Annotated in this window: 14 protein-coding genes; 10 read left to right on the top strand and 4 right to left on the bottom strand. The window is 41.0% G+C overall.

Annotation, left to right across the window (positions count from 1 at the left end; all coding sequences use genetic code 11):
- Window positions 1-281: 281 nt before the first annotated feature.
- Entirely contained in the window at window positions 282-2246 is a 1965-nt protein-coding gene (locus H6F42_RS01990; RefSeq protein WP_190397670.1) for a hypothetical protein, read from the top strand.
- Window positions 2247-2292: 46 nt separating this feature from the next.
- Here the strand turns inward: H6F42_RS01990 and H6F42_RS01985 are convergent, their stop codons facing one another.
- The gene (locus tag H6F42_RS01985) at window positions 2293-2856 is read right to left on the bottom strand and encodes a Uma2 family endonuclease (protein ID WP_190397669.1); all 564 of its coding nucleotides are present in this window, start codon (window positions 2854-2856) and stop codon (window positions 2293-2295) included.
- Window positions 2857-3077: 221 nt separating this feature from the next.
- Between H6F42_RS01985 and H6F42_RS01980 the strand changes: the two genes are divergently transcribed.
- The 9 genes from H6F42_RS01980 (at window position 3078) to H6F42_RS01945 (ending at window position 13250) form a co-directional block, all read left to right on the top strand.
- Complete coding sequence (locus H6F42_RS01980; protein WP_190397668.1) at window positions 3078-5828, top strand: phycobilisome rod-core linker polypeptide; 2751 nt, start codon at window positions 3078-3080, stop codon at window positions 5826-5828.
- A 239-nt stretch (window positions 5829-6067) separates the two neighbouring features.
- A complete protein-coding gene (locus H6F42_RS01975; RefSeq protein WP_190397667.1) occupies window positions 6068-6277 on the top strand; it encodes a hypothetical protein in 210 nt (69 codons plus the stop codon).
- A 66-nt stretch (window positions 6278-6343) separates the two neighbouring features.
- Window positions 6344-7915: a WD40 repeat domain-containing protein gene (locus tag H6F42_RS01970; RefSeq protein ID WP_190397666.1), complete on the top strand. Its 1572-nt coding sequence runs from the start codon at window positions 6344-6346 to the stop codon at window positions 7913-7915.
- Window positions 7916-7942: 27 nt separating this feature from the next.
- Window positions 7943-8281, top strand: coding sequence for a DUF433 domain-containing protein (locus H6F42_RS01965; RefSeq protein WP_190397665.1), 339 nt, complete (start codon window positions 7943-7945; stop codon window positions 8279-8281).
- Window positions 8274-8657 (top strand): DUF5615 family PIN-like protein, encoded by a 384-nt coding sequence (locus H6F42_RS01960; RefSeq protein WP_190397664.1) that lies wholly within the window; start codon window positions 8274-8276, stop codon window positions 8655-8657. The genes H6F42_RS01965 and H6F42_RS01960 overlap by 8 nt, the downstream gene beginning before the upstream one ends.
- A gap of 394 nt (window positions 8658-9051) precedes the next feature.
- Window positions 9052-9195, top strand: coding sequence for a hypothetical protein (locus H6F42_RS21545; protein ID WP_199288863.1), 144 nt, complete (start codon window positions 9052-9054; stop codon window positions 9193-9195).
- Between the two features lie 30 nt (window positions 9196-9225).
- Window positions 9226-9381 carry a hypothetical protein gene (locus H6F42_RS21540; RefSeq protein WP_199288862.1) on the top strand — a complete coding sequence of 52 codons (156 nt, stop codon included), beginning with the start codon at window positions 9226-9228 and terminating at the stop codon, window positions 9379-9381.
- Between the two features lie 410 nt (window positions 9382-9791).
- Window positions 9792-10805: a type I glyceraldehyde-3-phosphate dehydrogenase gene (locus H6F42_RS01950; protein WP_190397663.1), complete on the top strand. Its 1014-nt coding sequence runs from the start codon at window positions 9792-9794 to the stop codon at window positions 10803-10805.
- Window positions 10806-11294: 489 nt separating this feature from the next.
- Window positions 11295-13250, top strand: coding sequence for an adenylate/guanylate cyclase domain-containing protein (locus H6F42_RS01945; protein ID WP_190397662.1), 1956 nt, complete (start codon window positions 11295-11297; stop codon window positions 13248-13250).
- Between the two features lie 32 nt (window positions 13251-13282).
- On the opposite strand, the gene H6F42_RS01940 is transcribed toward H6F42_RS01945, so the two are convergent.
- From H6F42_RS01940 to H6F42_RS01930, 3 genes are all read right to left on the bottom strand, one after another.
- Window positions 13283-13678, bottom strand: coding sequence for a hypothetical protein (locus tag H6F42_RS01940; RefSeq protein ID WP_190397661.1), 396 nt, complete (start codon window positions 13676-13678; stop codon window positions 13283-13285).
- Window positions 13679-13765: 87 nt separating this feature from the next.
- Window positions 13766-14548, bottom strand: a complete 783-nt coding sequence (locus H6F42_RS01935) for a flagellar motor protein (RefSeq protein ID WP_190397660.1) — start codon at window positions 14546-14548, stop codon at window positions 13766-13768.
- A gap of 8 nt (window positions 14549-14556) precedes the next feature.
- Window positions 14557-16260, bottom strand: coding sequence for a hypothetical protein (locus H6F42_RS01930; RefSeq protein ID WP_190397659.1), 1704 nt, complete (start codon window positions 16258-16260; stop codon window positions 14557-14559).
- Window positions 16261-16266: the final 6 nt, after the last annotated feature.

Here is a 16266-nt window from a genome sequence, read left to right as displayed (position 1 = left end):
AAGTAAAGATCATATATCTATGGTCACTTGCATTCAGACAAATCAAAACCCAAGAAGCGAATTGCAGCGCTTCGCGCCGCAATTGTTCTTCTGGTTTTGTGTCCTCACAAGGAGGGCAACAGCTATAAAAAATCCTAATTTTTAGCATAAAGCAATTTCCGGAAAAGCTGTCTAGATCGGTTTTTCGGAAATTGCTTTATAAATCATGAAGTTTCTTTATAAGCAAAGCGGTCATTTTTCGGTATATTTGCCTGTGTAATTCTGAGTTGAGCATAGTTTTTATGAGCGCGATCGCAAACTCTAACCAACCCGAAGAAAAGCCAAAGACTTCGAGAGTTCCCTCTTGGCGCACCATCCCTTGGAAAAAGTTAGCCAGTTTGTTGATGGCGATCGCTTTGTGCTTTTACCTGACAGCCTGCGGTGGTGGTGACAAAAAACAAACCGCGAGCAAATCTGCTGTCAATCAGGTAGAAGTTACTAAAGTTAAAGAAGTTTCTCCGCCTGACGAAATCCAACGCTTGAGCCGCCTGATGGAGCGCTACAACCCACAGGTCAACATCGTTAGCCCTAAGCCCGAAGAAATCCTTAACGACACCCAAGTGAGTGTGAAATTTGACGTTAAGAATCTACCCATTTTCAAAAATGCGGAATTTGGTCTGGGTCCCCATATCCATATCACTCTGGACAATCAAGAATACAAAGCCCTTTACGATCTCGGTCAACCTGTAACCTTTGATCGCTTAAGTGCAGGGACTCACACCATCCGCGCCTTTGCGTCGCGTCCTTGGCATGAAAGCTTTAAAAATAAGGGTGCTTACGCTCAAGTCACTTTCCATGTATTAACTAAGACTGGCGAAAATACCCCTGACACGAAAACTCCCGCTATTACCTATAGCCGTCCTGTGGGAGTCTATGGTGCTGAGCCAGTCATGCTCGATTTTTATATCCAAAATGCTCCTGTACATTCCTTGGTGCAGGATGAGCCTAATGTTGAAGATTGGCAAGTACGCGCAACCGTTAATGGACAAAGCTTTACCTTTGATCGTTGGGAGCCAATTTACCTGAAGGGCTTTAAGAATGGCAAAAACTGGGTCAAACTCGAATTATTAGAGGATGATGGCGATCCGATTCCCAATGCATTTAACAGTTCCGCACATTTGATCGATTTTCAGCCCAACGGTAGCGATACCCTCTCCCGTATAGTGCGAGGTGAAAAGATCGCCAATATTGACGCGATCGCCGATCCTAACTATGTACCACCAGCCCCCGAAGTAATTCCTGCGCCTCCAGAAGCAATTCCTAGCCCTGACGCAAAATCAGCACCAGCTTCGACTGAATCGAGCCAAGTCGTAGCGCCTACCGTTCCTACTGCTGAGGCTAAGGAAGCAAAAGATGCTAAACCTGCGGCTGAGGTTAAGACGGAGATTAAGTCCGAGCCTAAAGCAACCCCAAAAGTTGAAAAGTCCGACAAGGTAGAATCTGCGCCCACTTCTGTAATTCCTGTGGTTCCAGTGCCAGTTGCGCCAGTTGTTGCTCCCGTTAAAGTTACCCCTATTAAGGTAATCCCTAAAGCTGAGCCTGTTAAGGTTGCCCCTATAGTGCCTATTAAGGTTGAGCCAGTAAAGTCTGAGCCAGTCAAGTCTGAGCCAATTGAGCCAGTCAAGATTAAGTCCAATCCCCTAGCTGCACCGATCAAAGTTGCCCCCGTTGTAACAGCACCAAAGGCTACTCCCCTTAAAGTAAGCCCCATTCCTGTCAAAACTACACCAATCGTAGAACCAACCAAGGCAGCACCTACTAAAATCCAGAGCCGATTTAATTCAGTCCCTGAGATTCCCAAGGTGATCGCTAAGCCTGCAACTCCTGCTGCGATCGTCCCCCCGAAAGCTAAGGAAGAATCACCAGTGAAGGTCGAAACGCCTAAAGATAATGCTCCTGAAAAATTATTACTAAAGACGGAATCAAAAACCGAAATCAATAAAGCGGAGGATTATCTAAAAAACTTCAGCTTTGATCCACGTAAGATTTTCTCACCGAAAAAGGAAGAAATTACATCAGTTAAGGGCAACCCCGCCGATGTGAAGCCTTCAGAAAAGCCTGAAGTAAAAGCTCCTGAAGTAGCTAAAACCGCTCCAGCTAAAACAGACGCAAAGTCTGAAACTAAGCCCACCAAAGCACCTCCCGCCTTAACTGATTTGTCCACAACTACCACCTCCCCGATCAAAGTCTTGACTACGTCTAAATAAAGCAAAGCAAAAAAGATGGGTCGCTTAGCGACCCATCTTTTTTGCTTTATCCACCCATTTTTAGCCAACTAAACACATTCTCGACCGTTAGCTCTAAGTTAATAGTCTCTAGCGTGATGAGGCGATCGCTATTTGTCATTAAGATTGGTTGTTGATTAGGGAGAAATGAGAGAATACTGCGATCGCTAGGATCGAGAAACCAACCTAGTTGACTACCATGTTGGAGGCTAAGCAAAATTTTGCCAATGACTTTATTTGGGTTTTGCTCAGGGGTAAGAATCTCAATAATCCAATCTGGCGCAAGATTAAACTGATCGGGGACTTCTCCATTTTCTAGGAACGGAATATTCTGCCACTGGAAAACTGCAATATCTGGAACGATTGAGCGATCGGCAGAAGTACATCTTAGCTCTGGAAAAGCGTAGGCAATTTTTTGCGGTTCAGAAATTTGATTGATTTCTTGGCAAAGTTTTCCTTGCAGTCTACTATGTCGTCCTTTGGGTATAGGTTTTTGGGTGATTTGACGATCGATATACTCACTTGCAGGCTTAGTCTCTGGCGATCGCAGAAACTCCTCTAAGGAAATCGGCTTAGCAATAGTTGCGACCATATAGTTAACACCAGTAAGATCGGCTATCTGGTTTCTTAAATTTTGATTTATACATTATAAGCACTTGCTTTACAAAACTTATCGTTAGTTTTTGCTTGAATTACCTGTAAATGCAGCATTTTCTGATGAGATAGAGTTAGATATTTAAGTTGGAAAACCCTATACTGGGTAGTTATTATTTCGACTTTTTACATACCCTTTAAAGATCACAAGGCAGACACATGAGCGTAACAGCGTCAAGTGGTGCAGTAAATGCCCGCCCTCGTCTATACCAGACCGCTATAACTTCCACAATTTCCCAGATAGAGCAACAGGATCGCTTTGCGACTCGTAGCGAATTAGAAGATTTATCTACATATTTTCAGTCGGGACTAAAGCGCCTTGAAATTGCCGCAGTTTTGACTAAAAACTCGGACAATATCGTATCCAAGGCAGCTAGCCGTATTTTTACGGGTGGTTCAGCAATGGCGTTTTTGGAAAAGCCCAAAGATAAACTGGATCAAGAAATCGATCGCGCTGGATTCATAGTTGATGTCAAGCGCGGTATGGAACTTGGCACTACCACTTACAGCGAGGCTAGTGAAGGTGGATTTTTAGGCGCAATCAAGAATTTCTTCAGTAATGCTGGCATTACAGGAGTTGTTGACCCCGTACCTGCTAACTTCCGCCCCATTAACATTTCGCGTTATGGCGCAGACCGCATGAAGAAGTCCTTGCGGGACTTGTCTTGGTTCTTGCGCTATGCCACCTATGCGATCGTGGCGGGTGATCCAAATATCCTTGCTCAAAACGTGCGTGGCTTGCGGGAAATCATCGAAGCCGCTTGCTCTACCGAAGCGACCATCGTGGCTCTACAAACCATGAAGCAAGCAGCAGCAGGTTATTTCCTGAGTGATCCTGCGGCGATCGAAATTATCAAACAATACATGGATGTAGCGATCGCTGAGTTTAAAGCAGCTACTCCATCGCCTAAAGTCCGTCAACGCAATTCCCCTGATCTTCAAGGGCTTGCTTTGCCTCAGATTTACTACAACACTGCTGAGCGTCGTCAAAAGTTTGTGATGAAGCCTGGGCTATCGGCTCTGGAAAAGAATGAGGTAGTTAAGGCAGCCTATCGTCAAGTATTTGAACGCGACATTACTCGCGCCTATAGCCAAAGCGTCTCCGATTTAGACTCTAAGGTAAAAAATGGCGAAATCTCGACTAAGGAATACATTCGTCGCTTAGGTAAATCCCCTCTCTACCGCGATCAGTTCTTCCTACCCTTCATTAACTCTCGCGCCGTTGAGTTAGCCTTTAAGCATTTCCTCGGCAGATCTCCTGAAAGCCGCGAAGAAGTTGCCAAATACTTTGCGATCGTCTCTAAGGGTGGTCTCAAAGCCCTAGTGGACGCTTTGATCGATTCTCGCGAATACAACGACTATTTTGGCGAAGAAACCGTGCCTTATCAGCGTGGTTATGGTCAAGAAGCGCAAACAGCACGTAACTGGGGCGCACAGTTTGACCTGTTTAACTACTCTGCTCCTTTCCGCAAGGTTCCTCAGTTCATTACCTTGTTTGCTTCCTATCAGCACCCCTTGCCCGAACAGCATGTTTACGGTGCTGGTCACGATCCGCTAGAAATTCAATTTGGCGCGATTTTCCCTAAAGAAACCCGCAACCCCAGCGCATCTCCTGCTCCTTTTGGTAAGGATACTCGTCGGATCTTGATTCGCAATGGTGCTGGTATTACTAACCAACTTGGTAATCCTGCGGCGACTGGGGCGATCGATCCTATGAGTCCGAAGGTGTTTAAACTCGACCAAACCCAACGCGATAGCGTCAAGATTGGTAAGGGTGGTAAAACTTCTTTGGTGAAGGGGTTGAGTACTAATAACTCCGAAACCGCCACTCAGGCAGTTATTCGTGCTATTTACCTCCAAGTTATTGGCTACATTCCTTTCTCTGGTCAGCGCCTATCGGTTGCGGAAATCAAGTTGGAAAGTGGTCAAATCTCCGTTCGTGAGTTTGTCCGTCTCTTGGCTAAGTCCCCTACTTTCCGCGATCGCTATTGGACTAAGCTCTATGTCTGTAAGGCGATCGAATATACTCACCGTCGCCTCTTGGGTCGTCCTACCTACGGTCGTCCTGAAATGAATGCTTACTTTGATATTGCATCGAAGAAAGGTTTCTATGCAGTGGTTGACGCAATTATTGGTACGAAGGAATACGAACAAGCCTTTGGTGAAGATACCGTTCCCTATGAGCGTTATCTGACTGCCGCAGGTGTATCTCTCCGTCAGAATCGTGTCGGTAACTTGAGTGAAGATCGCGGTACTAAGGTTGTAGTTGAGCCTACTCCGAAGTTCGTCGAACTTGGTCAAGTCACGGAAGTTCGCTCTGAAGTATCGATCGCTGATCGCATCAACCAAGGTGTTGATAAGAAGCGCGAACAACGCAAGATCTTCAAGCTCACCACTACTGATCCTGTGGAAACTGCCACTTTAGTACGCGCCGCATACCGTCAAGTATTCGAGCGTGATATGGATGCTTATGTTGCTGGTTCTCAGTTCAGCCAATATGCTTCCAAGTTGGTTAACGAAGAAATCACGGTTAAGGAATTCATCTTGGCGATCGGTACATCCGAGCTATACATCAAGGAATTCTACGCTCCCTTCCCTAACACCAAGGTTATCGAATTGGGAACCAAGCACTTCCTCGGACGCGCTCCCCTCGATCAAGCTGAAATCCGTAAATACAATCAGATTTTGGCTACCAGTGGTCTCAAGGCGATGGTTACGGATATGGTCAACTGCCGCGAATATCTCGATGCTTTCGGTGAAGATGTTGTACCTTACAATCGCTACGAAACCTTCCCCGCAGCTAACTATCCCAATACTCAAGAGCTATACAACCGCTTGACTAAGCAAGACAAGTCCATTGTTGTGCCTAGTTTCGCTCCTGTTAAATCCAAGGTTCCTACTGGAGTCTAACTTTTAGCTTTTAGCTTAAAAAAAGAGAGATGGCTTTGCCATCTCTCTTTTTTTGTGATGTGAACGGAATGAGTAGTGTTAAGTATTTTGAGAATCAGTATTAGGGGAAAGAAAAGGCGATCGCTAGGCGTTGATTAAATGCTTCTAGCATTTGTAAAACAACTGTTTCAGCCATATTTTTCTCAATGAATTTATAGTCTATAATCTTAATAATGTTGATTTTGAGGCTGAGTACTAATATGGCTGTAGCTAAAAAAGTTAGTCAAGAAAAAACAAGTAGTACTAGTAAGAAATCTACTGGTGTTAAAAATCTTTCTGGGAAAAAGAACTTAAGCTGTAAGGAGAAGTTGGAGTTGATTAGAAAAGCGAATCAGCTTCTAGAGAATGTTTGGGATAAGATTTACGATTCTCATCATCAGTCTATTTTTTGTAATGAAAGAAAGTTATAGCGCTTTACCTAAAATTTTATCGTGCTAATATTGTTTTGATTTTACGATAATTTTTAGGCAAAAAAAGTGAGTAATCAGTGGTGGCTTGCTCGTACAATTAACTCAGATTCTAGTTGGGGAGGAGTTCGCACACTTGCAGTCAATTCGCAAAGTTTAGATCTTGCAAGTGCGGGTGATGATCATGGGATAAAAATAATTGATATTACCCGCAACAAGATAGTTTCAACCTTAAAAGGGCATACAGGATCTATTCGCTCCCTTGTTTTTACACCAGATGGCAAGACCTTAGTATCTGGCAGTGATGATAGTAGAATTTTATTATGGGATAGATTTGATAAGAAACAGATAGGTGAAATCCGTAGTCATACCAATTCAGTAACTACGCTTGCTACACTAAAATCTAAAAACTTGCTAGTTAGTGGTAGTGATGATCTAACAATCAAAATTCACAATTTACAAAATTTTCAAGAAGTGGCAGTATTGAAAGGTCATTCAAGCTATATTCAATCACTATCTGTATCACCAAATCAGAAATGGATTGTTAGTGGTAGTTGTGATAGAACTGCCAAGATTTGGAGTGCTACCAGCTATCAAGAAATGTTTACGCTGTATGGACATTCCTCAGATATTCGTTGTGTTGATTGCAATGATAAAATTGTTGTGGCTGGTTCAGACGATGGCGATATCATTCTTTGGAATATTGAGTCTGGAATGCCAGAAGTTACAATTTATGGACACCTTAGTAGCGTTCGTTCTCTTGTCTTTGGTAAAAATAATCAGATAATGGCTAGTGGTGATGATGGAGGAAATATAAAAATATGGGATCTATCCTCCAAAGAATTGATTTTTGATTACAAGCTACATTCTTCAGGAGTTAGTAGTCTTGTTTTTACCTCTGATGATCAGGTGTTAGTAAGTAGTGGTTGGGATAGAAATGTAAATGTTATGGCATCTAGTATGTCCATGTTGTTTTCACTTAATAAGGCTCAGAATTATCAACAGGAAGGATCACTTGTTAAACCAATAATTGAATCTTCTCCTATTAAATCAGTAGTTGAACCAGAATCATTTCGTTTTGAGCAAGAATCTTTAACTATTTCATTTTCGGATCTTCAGATTAGTGGAGACGATCTCAGAAAATATTTAAAGAAATGTGGTCAAGAGTACGCAAGTAGGAGAAAAGAAGAACGTTCAAAAGAAAGAATTAGAATGAGAGGTGTGTCTTTAGAGATTCAAAAAATACGAGAAGAACGTCTTCAAAAAGAACAAACTCAACGTGAGCAAAGAGAAAAGGAAAGAAAAGAGCAAGTAGCACGTGAACGTTCAGGGCGTGAGCAAGAAGAAGCTAGACAAAAGCTGATAGATCAAGAAGAAAGAGAGCGCAAAGAAAAAGTTTATCAAGAGAGGAAAGAACAGGCAGTAAGGGAGCGTCTAGCCAGAGAGCAGGAAGAGGCAAGACAAGAGCAAAAGAAGAAAGCAGAAGAGTCTAAGAAAAAAGCTGAGAAAGGTTTTTGGGATGAGCTTTTTAGTGGTGATGGGCGCAGTTATTCAAGCTCTAATGATGGAACTTATGTTAAGGACTACCAAAAGAAAGATGGTACACAGGTGAAAGGATATAACCGCAAAAAAAGTAAATAGAAATTGAGTGTCGAAATTTATCACATTATGAACACAAAATTAGTAGAATCCTTAGCCCAAGTAATCGAATCTCTTGCACCAGATGAATATGCCCTATTGCAAGAAAAGCTAAAATCTCGCACAATCCAGAAAACCATTGGCGTATGTGGAGGTCATGCAAGAATTCGTAATACCCGCATCCCCGTTTGGACAATCATCTCACTCCAAAAACAAGGAGCCGATACCCCAGAGCTTTTACGAAACTTCCTATCATTGACAACAGATGACTTGAGCAACGCCCGATTCTATTACACTGCACATCAAGAAGAAATTGATCGCGCGATCGCCTCTCATCAATACGAGCAAGAGGAAGCGATCATTGGCTAGACTCTATTCCAACGAAAACTTTGCGATCGATATTGTGCAAATCCTGCGTGATTACGGTCATGATGTACTCACCTCCTACGATGCAGGACAAGCAAATCTAGGGATTCCCGATCCTGAAGTTCTAAGATTTGCCATAAACCAAAACCGAATTCTAATAACTTTTAATCGTGATGATTTTATCGACTTACATCGTAGCGGCATGAATCATAGTGGCATCATTATTTGTAAAGACGATCGCGACTATCAGGGACAAGCCAAATTTATCAATGATTTTTTGCAATCCCAGACAACAGAACTTAGCGATCGCCTAATTCGCATTCAAAAGCAAAATCAGCCCAAGTCTAGTAAACCAGTGTTTATAGTTCGTGAATACTAGAGAATATTATGCGATCGCGCTTGATGATGACAAAAGGCGATCGCTTTGTTCTCAATGCTAAACTTTACCTCAACACTATGAGGGCTAGTTTTTCTCCTCTTCAAATAATCCTATGAGACAGACAAAATTACCAAAATCTAAAAAAAAAGCTCCTCTAGCTTCGATCTTGCCTCTGCTTATAAACAGCTAGGAATCAAAACCTTAACCCATTGGGACTTGCCAGACATAGCGATCGCCCCTAGTGAATTTTTTATCGAAAGATTAGAACGCTTGCATCGCAACTTCGATCTACGAATTTACGAAGAATCCAAAAAGCTTCTAATTGATGCCTTTTGCGAAGAAGCAATGGATAGCAGCGACAAGTTGAAAATATGGAAAGGAGGAAAGATAGAAAGTGATAGTTGGTAATGCTGATTATTTAATTGCAGCTAGACAAGACTATTTAGATACTCCCTTTCTCTGTATTGTTGAAGCTCAACGGGACGACTTTGAACAAGGTTTAGCTCAGTGCCTAGTAGAAATGCAAGCCTGTCAATAGGAAAATCGGCAAGCTAATAAAGATATTGATGTGTTGGGAATTGTTACTAATGGACAGGGATGGATATTTTATAAACTGGCGATCGCAGGAGAAGTCTATGAAACAGGAATGTATACTGCTGATGACGAAGCTAGGACTTTAGGAGCATTGCATTCAGTTTTTCAAGAGTGTGAAAGCAATTTGTAAATCATGGGCGATCGCCTTTTGTAGAAACTATTAGGGCGATCGCTTTGCTGAAGTAGCGATCGCGATTAAAGTTTCGCCGTTCTTTCGTGAATAAGCGTAGAAGCCGAAGCTTCGCTAGGAACATAAACTATTAGGCAGAACTGAGCTAGATGATCTAGCGATCGCTAGGCTCCTCGATACTGAAGATCTCGTCATTGGGAAAGTTCTTGATAAATCATATAAAAATCATTTAATTTCTATGCGCCGCATCTCTATTTATTAGGATCGAAACCGCCATCAGAAAGCTAAATGAACACCTTAAGCCCTTGTTAAAAAATTGCTGCAAGAGGAAATAAATTGGGTACGGTTTTTCGGTATCATAGGCATCAGATTAAAGTTAAAAGTTAAATTTATATAAAGGGCGATAAGCAGTGACTATCAGGGTAGCGATTAATGGATTTGGGCGTATCGGGCGTAACTTTCTCAGATGCTGGGCTGGTCGCACAGAGACAAACATAGAAGTAGTTGGACTTAACGATACATCCGATCCTAGAACCAACGCTCACTTGCTAAAGTACGACTCCATGCTTGGCAAATTCGATGCAGACGTAAGTGCTGATGACGATACGATCACAGTTAACGGTCGTAGAATTAAAACCGTTTCCGATCGCAATCCAGACAACTTGCCTTGGAAAGACTGGGGCATCGATCTGATCATCGAATCGACGGGCGTATTTATTGACAAAGTAGGCGCTAGCAGACATATCAACGCAGGCGCAAAGAAAGTCTTAATTACAGCCCCTGGCAAAAACGAAGATGGTACTTTTGTGGTTGGTGTAAACGAACATAAATACGACCATGACATCCACAACATCATCAGTAATGCTAGCTGTACCACCAACTGTTTAGCTCCTGTTGCCAAGGTCATCCAAGAAAACTTTGGCATCGTTAAGGGTGTAATGACCACCACCCACAGTTACACTGGTGACCAACGCTTGCTCGATGCTAGCCACCGTGATTTGCGTCGTGCTAGAGCCGCCGCTTTAAGCATTGTGCCGACCTCTACTGGTGCAGCTAAGGCTGTAGCCCTAGTATTGCCAGAACTCGCTGGCAAGCTTAACGGTATCGCTTTGCGCGTCCCCACTCCTAACGTATCGGTTGTTGACTTTGTGGTAGAAGTCGAAAAGCACACGATCGCTCAGGAAGTTAATGAGGCTTTCCGTGTTGCATCTGAAGGATCGATGAAGGGCATTCTCGATTACAACGAACTACCTCTTGTATCGATTGATTATCGTGGTACTGACGCATCTTCTATTGTTGATGCTTCCTTGACAATGGTTATGGGCGGCAATTTGGTAAAGGTTATTGCTTGGTATGACAACGAATGGGGCTACAGCCAACGTGTTGTTGACTTAGCTGAAGTTGTTGCGAAGAACTGGAAATAATCAAAAAGAGATAGCTCACGCTAAGCGTGAGCTATCTCTTTAACCTAGAGACTTTTTGAATGTGCATAGACCCATAAAAAAGAGTAACTGCTCAGCAGTTGCTCTTTTTTTATAGGTAATTGATGTCAAAATACGGCTATTTCGCGGATGCAAGGAAAGATGGCAGTAGATGTATTCTTTAGATTAAATAAAATCTGAAGAATACATCTACTGCCCCTCATGATTAAAACAAATAGTAATAGCTGTTCATTACAGCGCTTGGCGCGTTCTTAAAACCCAGAAAGATTTTTGAAAGCGTTGCTTCGCAACGCTTTCAAAAATCTTTCTGTACTACTCAATTTTATAAAAGGCTGTAATCGAGAGTTGTGAGGAAAAGTGAACTATTTTAACAATCATATTCAGTTGCTATTCTGGTAAATAAAAATCTTTATTTTCGATGCAAAACTCACAGGGCGCTCTTTTCTGATCGGCAATCAATTGGCAATCAAAATGAAATTTCCATCCCCTTTAGTTAATTTTGGCGCTTTTTGCAAACGCAATCACCAGCAATTAATTGCGGGATTGATTACCTTTTCTGTATCCTTAGCTGTCGTCGTACTCCGCGAAAATGGTGCTTTTAAGCAGGTTGAGCTTTGGAGCTACGATAGTCTTATGCGATCGCAACTTCAAGAACCCAGCGATCAACGCATTGTTATTGTCGAAATATCCGAAGCCGACATTCAATCTTTAGGATGGCCCTTTAGCGATCGCCTATTTGCCAAATTAGTTAATCAGATTTCTAAATCAAAGCCCGCAGTCATTGGCATTGATAAATATCTAGATCTGCCTGTCCTCGAAGGACGCACTGAATTAGTCGAAGCGATTAAAAATGCAGGCAATGTCGTAAATGCCAAATTTGTTGCCATCGTTGAAGGTAGAAGTGGTGTCGATCCAGCCCCAGATTTAGAAAAGATTAGTCGCTATGGATATGTTAACCTCCTGACTGATAAAGGTGCGATCGTCCGCCGAACCACCTTAGTAGGTGATTCTGGTTCCTTTGGCTTAGAGATTTCTAACTTATATTTACAAAATATCCATAAAAAACAAATTGATTTTAATCCTACAGAAATAAAATTCACCGCAGGAACACAAGTTATTCCGCGTATCAGCAACAACTATGGCGCTTATCGTAAAGAAGATGACAGCGGCTATCAGATGCTGATTCGTTATCGTGGTAGACCGAGATCATTTCAACATATCAAAGCTAGCGATGTCATCAATGGGATTGTTTCCCCAGATAAACTTCGCGATCGCATTGTCTTAATCGGGGTCACGGCGGAAAGTCTCAAGGATAGCTATCCAACCCCCGTAACTATTGATGGTGAAGTAATGTATGGAGTAGAAATCCATGCCCATATCATCAGCCAACTAATTAGCGCCACCCTCGACGATCGCCAATTTATTCAAGTTTGGTCAACGAATCTGGAAAATCTCTGGATTGTCTTTTGGACAATCATCGGTGGTAGTCTCGCGACCTTCCTCCCCCATGCCATCAAAAATATCGGACTGTTGAGCGTACTATCTAGCGGTCTAGTAGGAATTGGCTATTTTGCCTTTGGACAAGCCCTCTGGATACCATTATTTCCTACCCTCATGGGTTTAATTACGGCAAACGTATTAGTCACGGCATACCAACTCGCTGTCCAGCAATCCGAACGTAAAGTCCTGATGGGACTATTTTCACGCCATGTTTCTAAGGAACTGGTCGATATCATTTGGTCTAATCGCGAACAGTTTATGCAAGAAGGGCGAATTACTGGTCAAGAGGTATATGTCACCGTTTTATTCACGGATATGCGGAATTTTAGTACCGCCGCCGAAGCCCAAGCCCCCGGAGAAACACTAAATTGGCTCAATAATTACCTTGGCGCCATCGCCAATGAAGTGTTAGCTCATGGCGGAATGGTCGATAAATATATTGGCGATGCGGTAATGGCTGTATTTGGTGTGCCAATTCCCCACAGCAATGAGATAGAGCGAACTCGCGATGCTCAATGCGCTGTCGATGCAGCTTTGGCGATCGCTCACAAATTAGGAGAAATGAATGATGTATGGGTATCCCAAGGTTTACCTCCCGTAACCACTGGCATCGGCATAAACTCGGGCATTGTCATTGCAGGTAGTTTGGGCAGTGCCGAGCGCTTAGAATATTCAGTTTTAGGCGATACTGTCAACATAGCCGCCAGATTGGAGAGCTTTAACAAAGAAGTTGATGGGGGACCCCATCACATTTTGATTAGCGAAGAGACCTATCAGCGTTTGGATAATAATTTCCAAACAGAGTTTGTGGGTAAATATGCCCTCAAAGGTAAAACCCAAGAAACTGGAATCTATCGCGTGCTTGATTTCCAAAAGCGCACAGGTCAGCTTAGCCCACTTTCCATGGATAAAAAACAAGTATTGTAAGGCGGTGCATTTCGCCGCCTTACAATACTTGTTTAGAGGCTTTTTTTGCCCATCCCGATCGCCTTAGTACGCTGCGGAATTTTTTTGATGGTGATTCCCGTAATGGCTAGCCCGTACTCATTAATCCGATCCGCTAAGTCTGAAATTAAAAATTTCGTGTTTTTAACATAATTTTTCGCCCAAACCTTGGCAAGTTTCTCCCGGCCCGCTTCATTCATCAGAATATTTTTGTCCTTATCAATCATCACCATCGCGATATTCTCCTCTCTTTCCGCGATTACAAAAACAAAACTACCTTCATCAGCCATGAGTTCTTCATACCATTCTTCGACATGACCAGATAGTTTGTCTTGATAGAGAGCCGTATCCATACTTCCCTCTTGCAATAGCGCTTTCCGCAAAGCCTTAGATATTTCTCTTATTCTCATAAATTTTATGGATTCATAGTTAACCAAGTCTATTACATCATTTAGTGATAAGCGATTAGGACGTTTTATCACTAAAGTTACTTTTAATTATCTGCGAATCGTATTACTTTCATCTAATCTAGTGAATCGAATCTCAATACGTCTTTTGTCATCATCTTTAGACGGTACATTGTTTGATAATTTAGGTGGCACTAACTGAGCCGCAGAATATGCACGGAATTCCAAGCCTTTTAATCTGCCATTATTTTTTTGGTGATATCGCAAAATACGCATGATTTCTACGGCACGCATTAAGCCTAAGTCTGCATTAGATCCCGCTACAAGTCTATCGGCAGTTACTCGATCAATATCCGCGTTATTGGCGATATTGGCTAAATCCTTGTCAAGATTACTGGAAACATCACCAACAGGCTGAAGATCTGTATGTCCTATAATTTCTACTAGGTTGATTCCATATAAGTTTGCATTGTTTTGAATTTCATCTATTAATCCATCTTTTTTATCAAATTCTTGTAGCATTTGCTGACCTTGCAAGCCAGCACTGCCTGATTTAAAACGGATCGCTCCTGAATCACGCAAAAATATAATTGGTGGTGTGTCAGTCTTTTTAGGAATACTAGATTTTAGTCTATCTATTTCTTTCTGTAAATCATCGTTTATTTGTTGAAGATCGCTATTTTTTCTTTCAAGGGTTGAAATTAAAATTCCATAATCTTTAACTTCATTTTTGCCAGATTTACTTTTAGCAATATTAACTAAAAATGAAGTTATCAAAAAAAGGTTAATTATTAAAAATGAATTGGACATTAAATCTGTGAATGCAACCCAAATATTTAAATCATCACCCTCAGATTCAAATCTACGTCTCATATATTTTGTTATTTTTTATTTCTTGATTTTATAAGGTTTTGAAACCATGAGCCTTTGTTGTTTTGCTGAATATAGTTAGAGGTAGTTGTGATCTGTTTATTAATATTATTGATTAGTCCATAAAGTTGAGATATTCTTGTCTCTATTTTATTTAATCCATCTATTTGCAACAAATTAGAACTATTGGAATATTTAGTTTCTTGATCTGAGTCTTTCTTCTCTGAAAGAATTAAAGTTACCTTTTGTAAATCATTTGATATGGACATCAGAGACTCATTTAAATAATTATCTTGTGATTTATTTGATGAATTAAATTGAGTATTTTTATCAAAGATGTTAGGGTTTACACTAATTTCTTGAAGCAAATCAATAATTTTCTGATTGTCTTCATGTAAACCACCAAAATCTAAACCCTGATACAGCTTTTCTATAGTTTTTTCTGTTAATAATTTAACATTTCTTGTTAGTTTAACTAACTCCTCCTTTACCAGTAAGGAGTCTTTAGATTTAGCATCAAAATCATTAGCTGATTCTTCAAGATTTAATCGAATATCTTTAATTAAGTTTACTGTATTAACTAATACTTCCTTCTCTTTTTGAATAAGTAGCATTGCATCCAATAAATTTTCTTGGTTACTTTGCGTAATTTGAATTAATTCGCTGAGTGTCTGATAGAGTTCAATAGAATTCTCTGAATGAGCGTCTAGTTTTTGGGTTGCTTCTTGAAATTGTTTTGACGAATCGGCAATAGAGATAGATGTTTCTTCAAATATTGAGGTGGCTTTTTCTATAGTGCTAGAGAAATTATTTACACTATTTGGCAAATCAGATCTAGATAGAAATTCGGCAGCGTCTTTAAATGCTTCAGAACTACTTGATATCTGTGTTGCAGAATCTCTAAAGCCAGTGACAAGAGAGTTAAGGTTAGCCGTTAATCGCTTATTTTCTTCTGTGATTTGGGCAATCTGGCTAGTGAAAGAATTACCGATCGCTTGAGCAATTTCATTTTTGAAAATACTAACCATTTCTTGTCGAAAGCTTCTAAGAGATCCTTGAATTTCAGTTAAAAATGCGCCAGTAGGAGTGCTAGGAGCTTTACTATTAAGGTAATCTTCAAGCAAGCTCAGGAATCGATATTTTGCTACTGTTGTATTAAAAATTAGGTTTACAAGCGTTAAAGCTATGCCACATACTAAGGAAATGAGGCTACTTCCGAAAGCGGTAGCCATACCATTTAGAGGTTCTTGCAATCGGGCAGTTATTTGTTCCGTAGTGCCAGTGGAATTTCTTAAAATTCCTTGAATACTGCCTAGATTTGAGGTGATGCCCACAAATGTACCGAGCAATCCCAAAGAAATTAAAACGTTTGGGAAAGAGCGACACACAAAATCCCAAGAATCTCTACTGGCAATCCCTAATTTATCACGGCTATAAACTTGATCAATAATTACTGAAGCATTAAATGTATCTGCTCTTTTTTCATAAGTAATGATTCTTTTTTCTACCTCTTCGATAATAGGATGCTTTAAAGCTAAGTCTCTTTCTGAAATGAGCTTTTTTACTTGTGAAATTAAATTTTCTAAGTCTTTTCTTAAAACAATTCTAATTACAGCAACAACAACAGTTAAACTAACAACTAAAAAGAAAAATATCTTCTGTCCATCAGGAGATGTCAGAATTTTTAGTAATGGGAGTAATGAATTAAAGTCCATTCTGTT

Origin of the sequence: Pseudanabaena sp. FACHB-1998 (genome assembly GCF_014696355.1) — a bacterium.
In the GTDB taxonomy this organism is placed as follows: Bacteria; Cyanobacteriota; Cyanobacteriia; order Pseudanabaenales; family Pseudanabaenaceae; genus Pseudanabaena.
Note: the sequence above shows the minus strand (reverse complement) of the source record. Positions and strands in the feature narration are given on the sequence as shown.

Excerpts from the sequence above, each read along its gene's own strand:
- H6F42_RS01990 (WP_190397670.1), top strand. The coding sequence starts at position 282 with ATGAGCGCGATCGCAAACTCTAACCAACCCGAAGAAAAGCCAAAGACT.
- H6F42_RS01935 (WP_190397660.1), bottom strand. The coding sequence starts at position 14,548 with ATGAGACGTAGATTTGAATCTGAGGGTGATGATTTAAATATTTGGGTT.
- H6F42_RS01940 (WP_190397661.1), bottom strand. The coding sequence starts at position 13,678 with ATGAGAATAAGAGAAATATCTAAGGCTTTGCGGAAAGCGCTATTGCAA.
- H6F42_RS01980 (WP_190397668.1), top strand. The coding sequence starts at position 3,078 with ATGAGCGTAACAGCGTCAAGTGGTGCAGTAAATGCCCGCCCTCGTCTA.
- H6F42_RS01975 (WP_190397667.1), top strand. The coding sequence starts at position 6,068 with ATGGCTGTAGCTAAAAAAGTTAGTCAAGAAAAAACAAGTAGTACTAGT.
- H6F42_RS01965 (WP_190397665.1), top strand. The coding sequence starts at position 7,943 with ATGAACACAAAATTAGTAGAATCCTTAGCCCAAGTAATCGAATCTCTT.
- H6F42_RS01945 (WP_190397662.1), top strand. The coding sequence starts at position 11,295 with ATGAAATTTCCATCCCCTTTAGTTAATTTTGGCGCTTTTTGCAAACGC.
- H6F42_RS01985 (WP_190397669.1), bottom strand. The coding sequence starts at position 2,856 with ATGGTCGCAACTATTGCTAAGCCGATTTCCTTAGAGGAGTTTCTGCGA.
- H6F42_RS01930 (WP_190397659.1), bottom strand. The coding sequence starts at position 16,260 with ATGGACTTTAATTCATTACTCCCATTACTAAAAATTCTGACATCTCCT.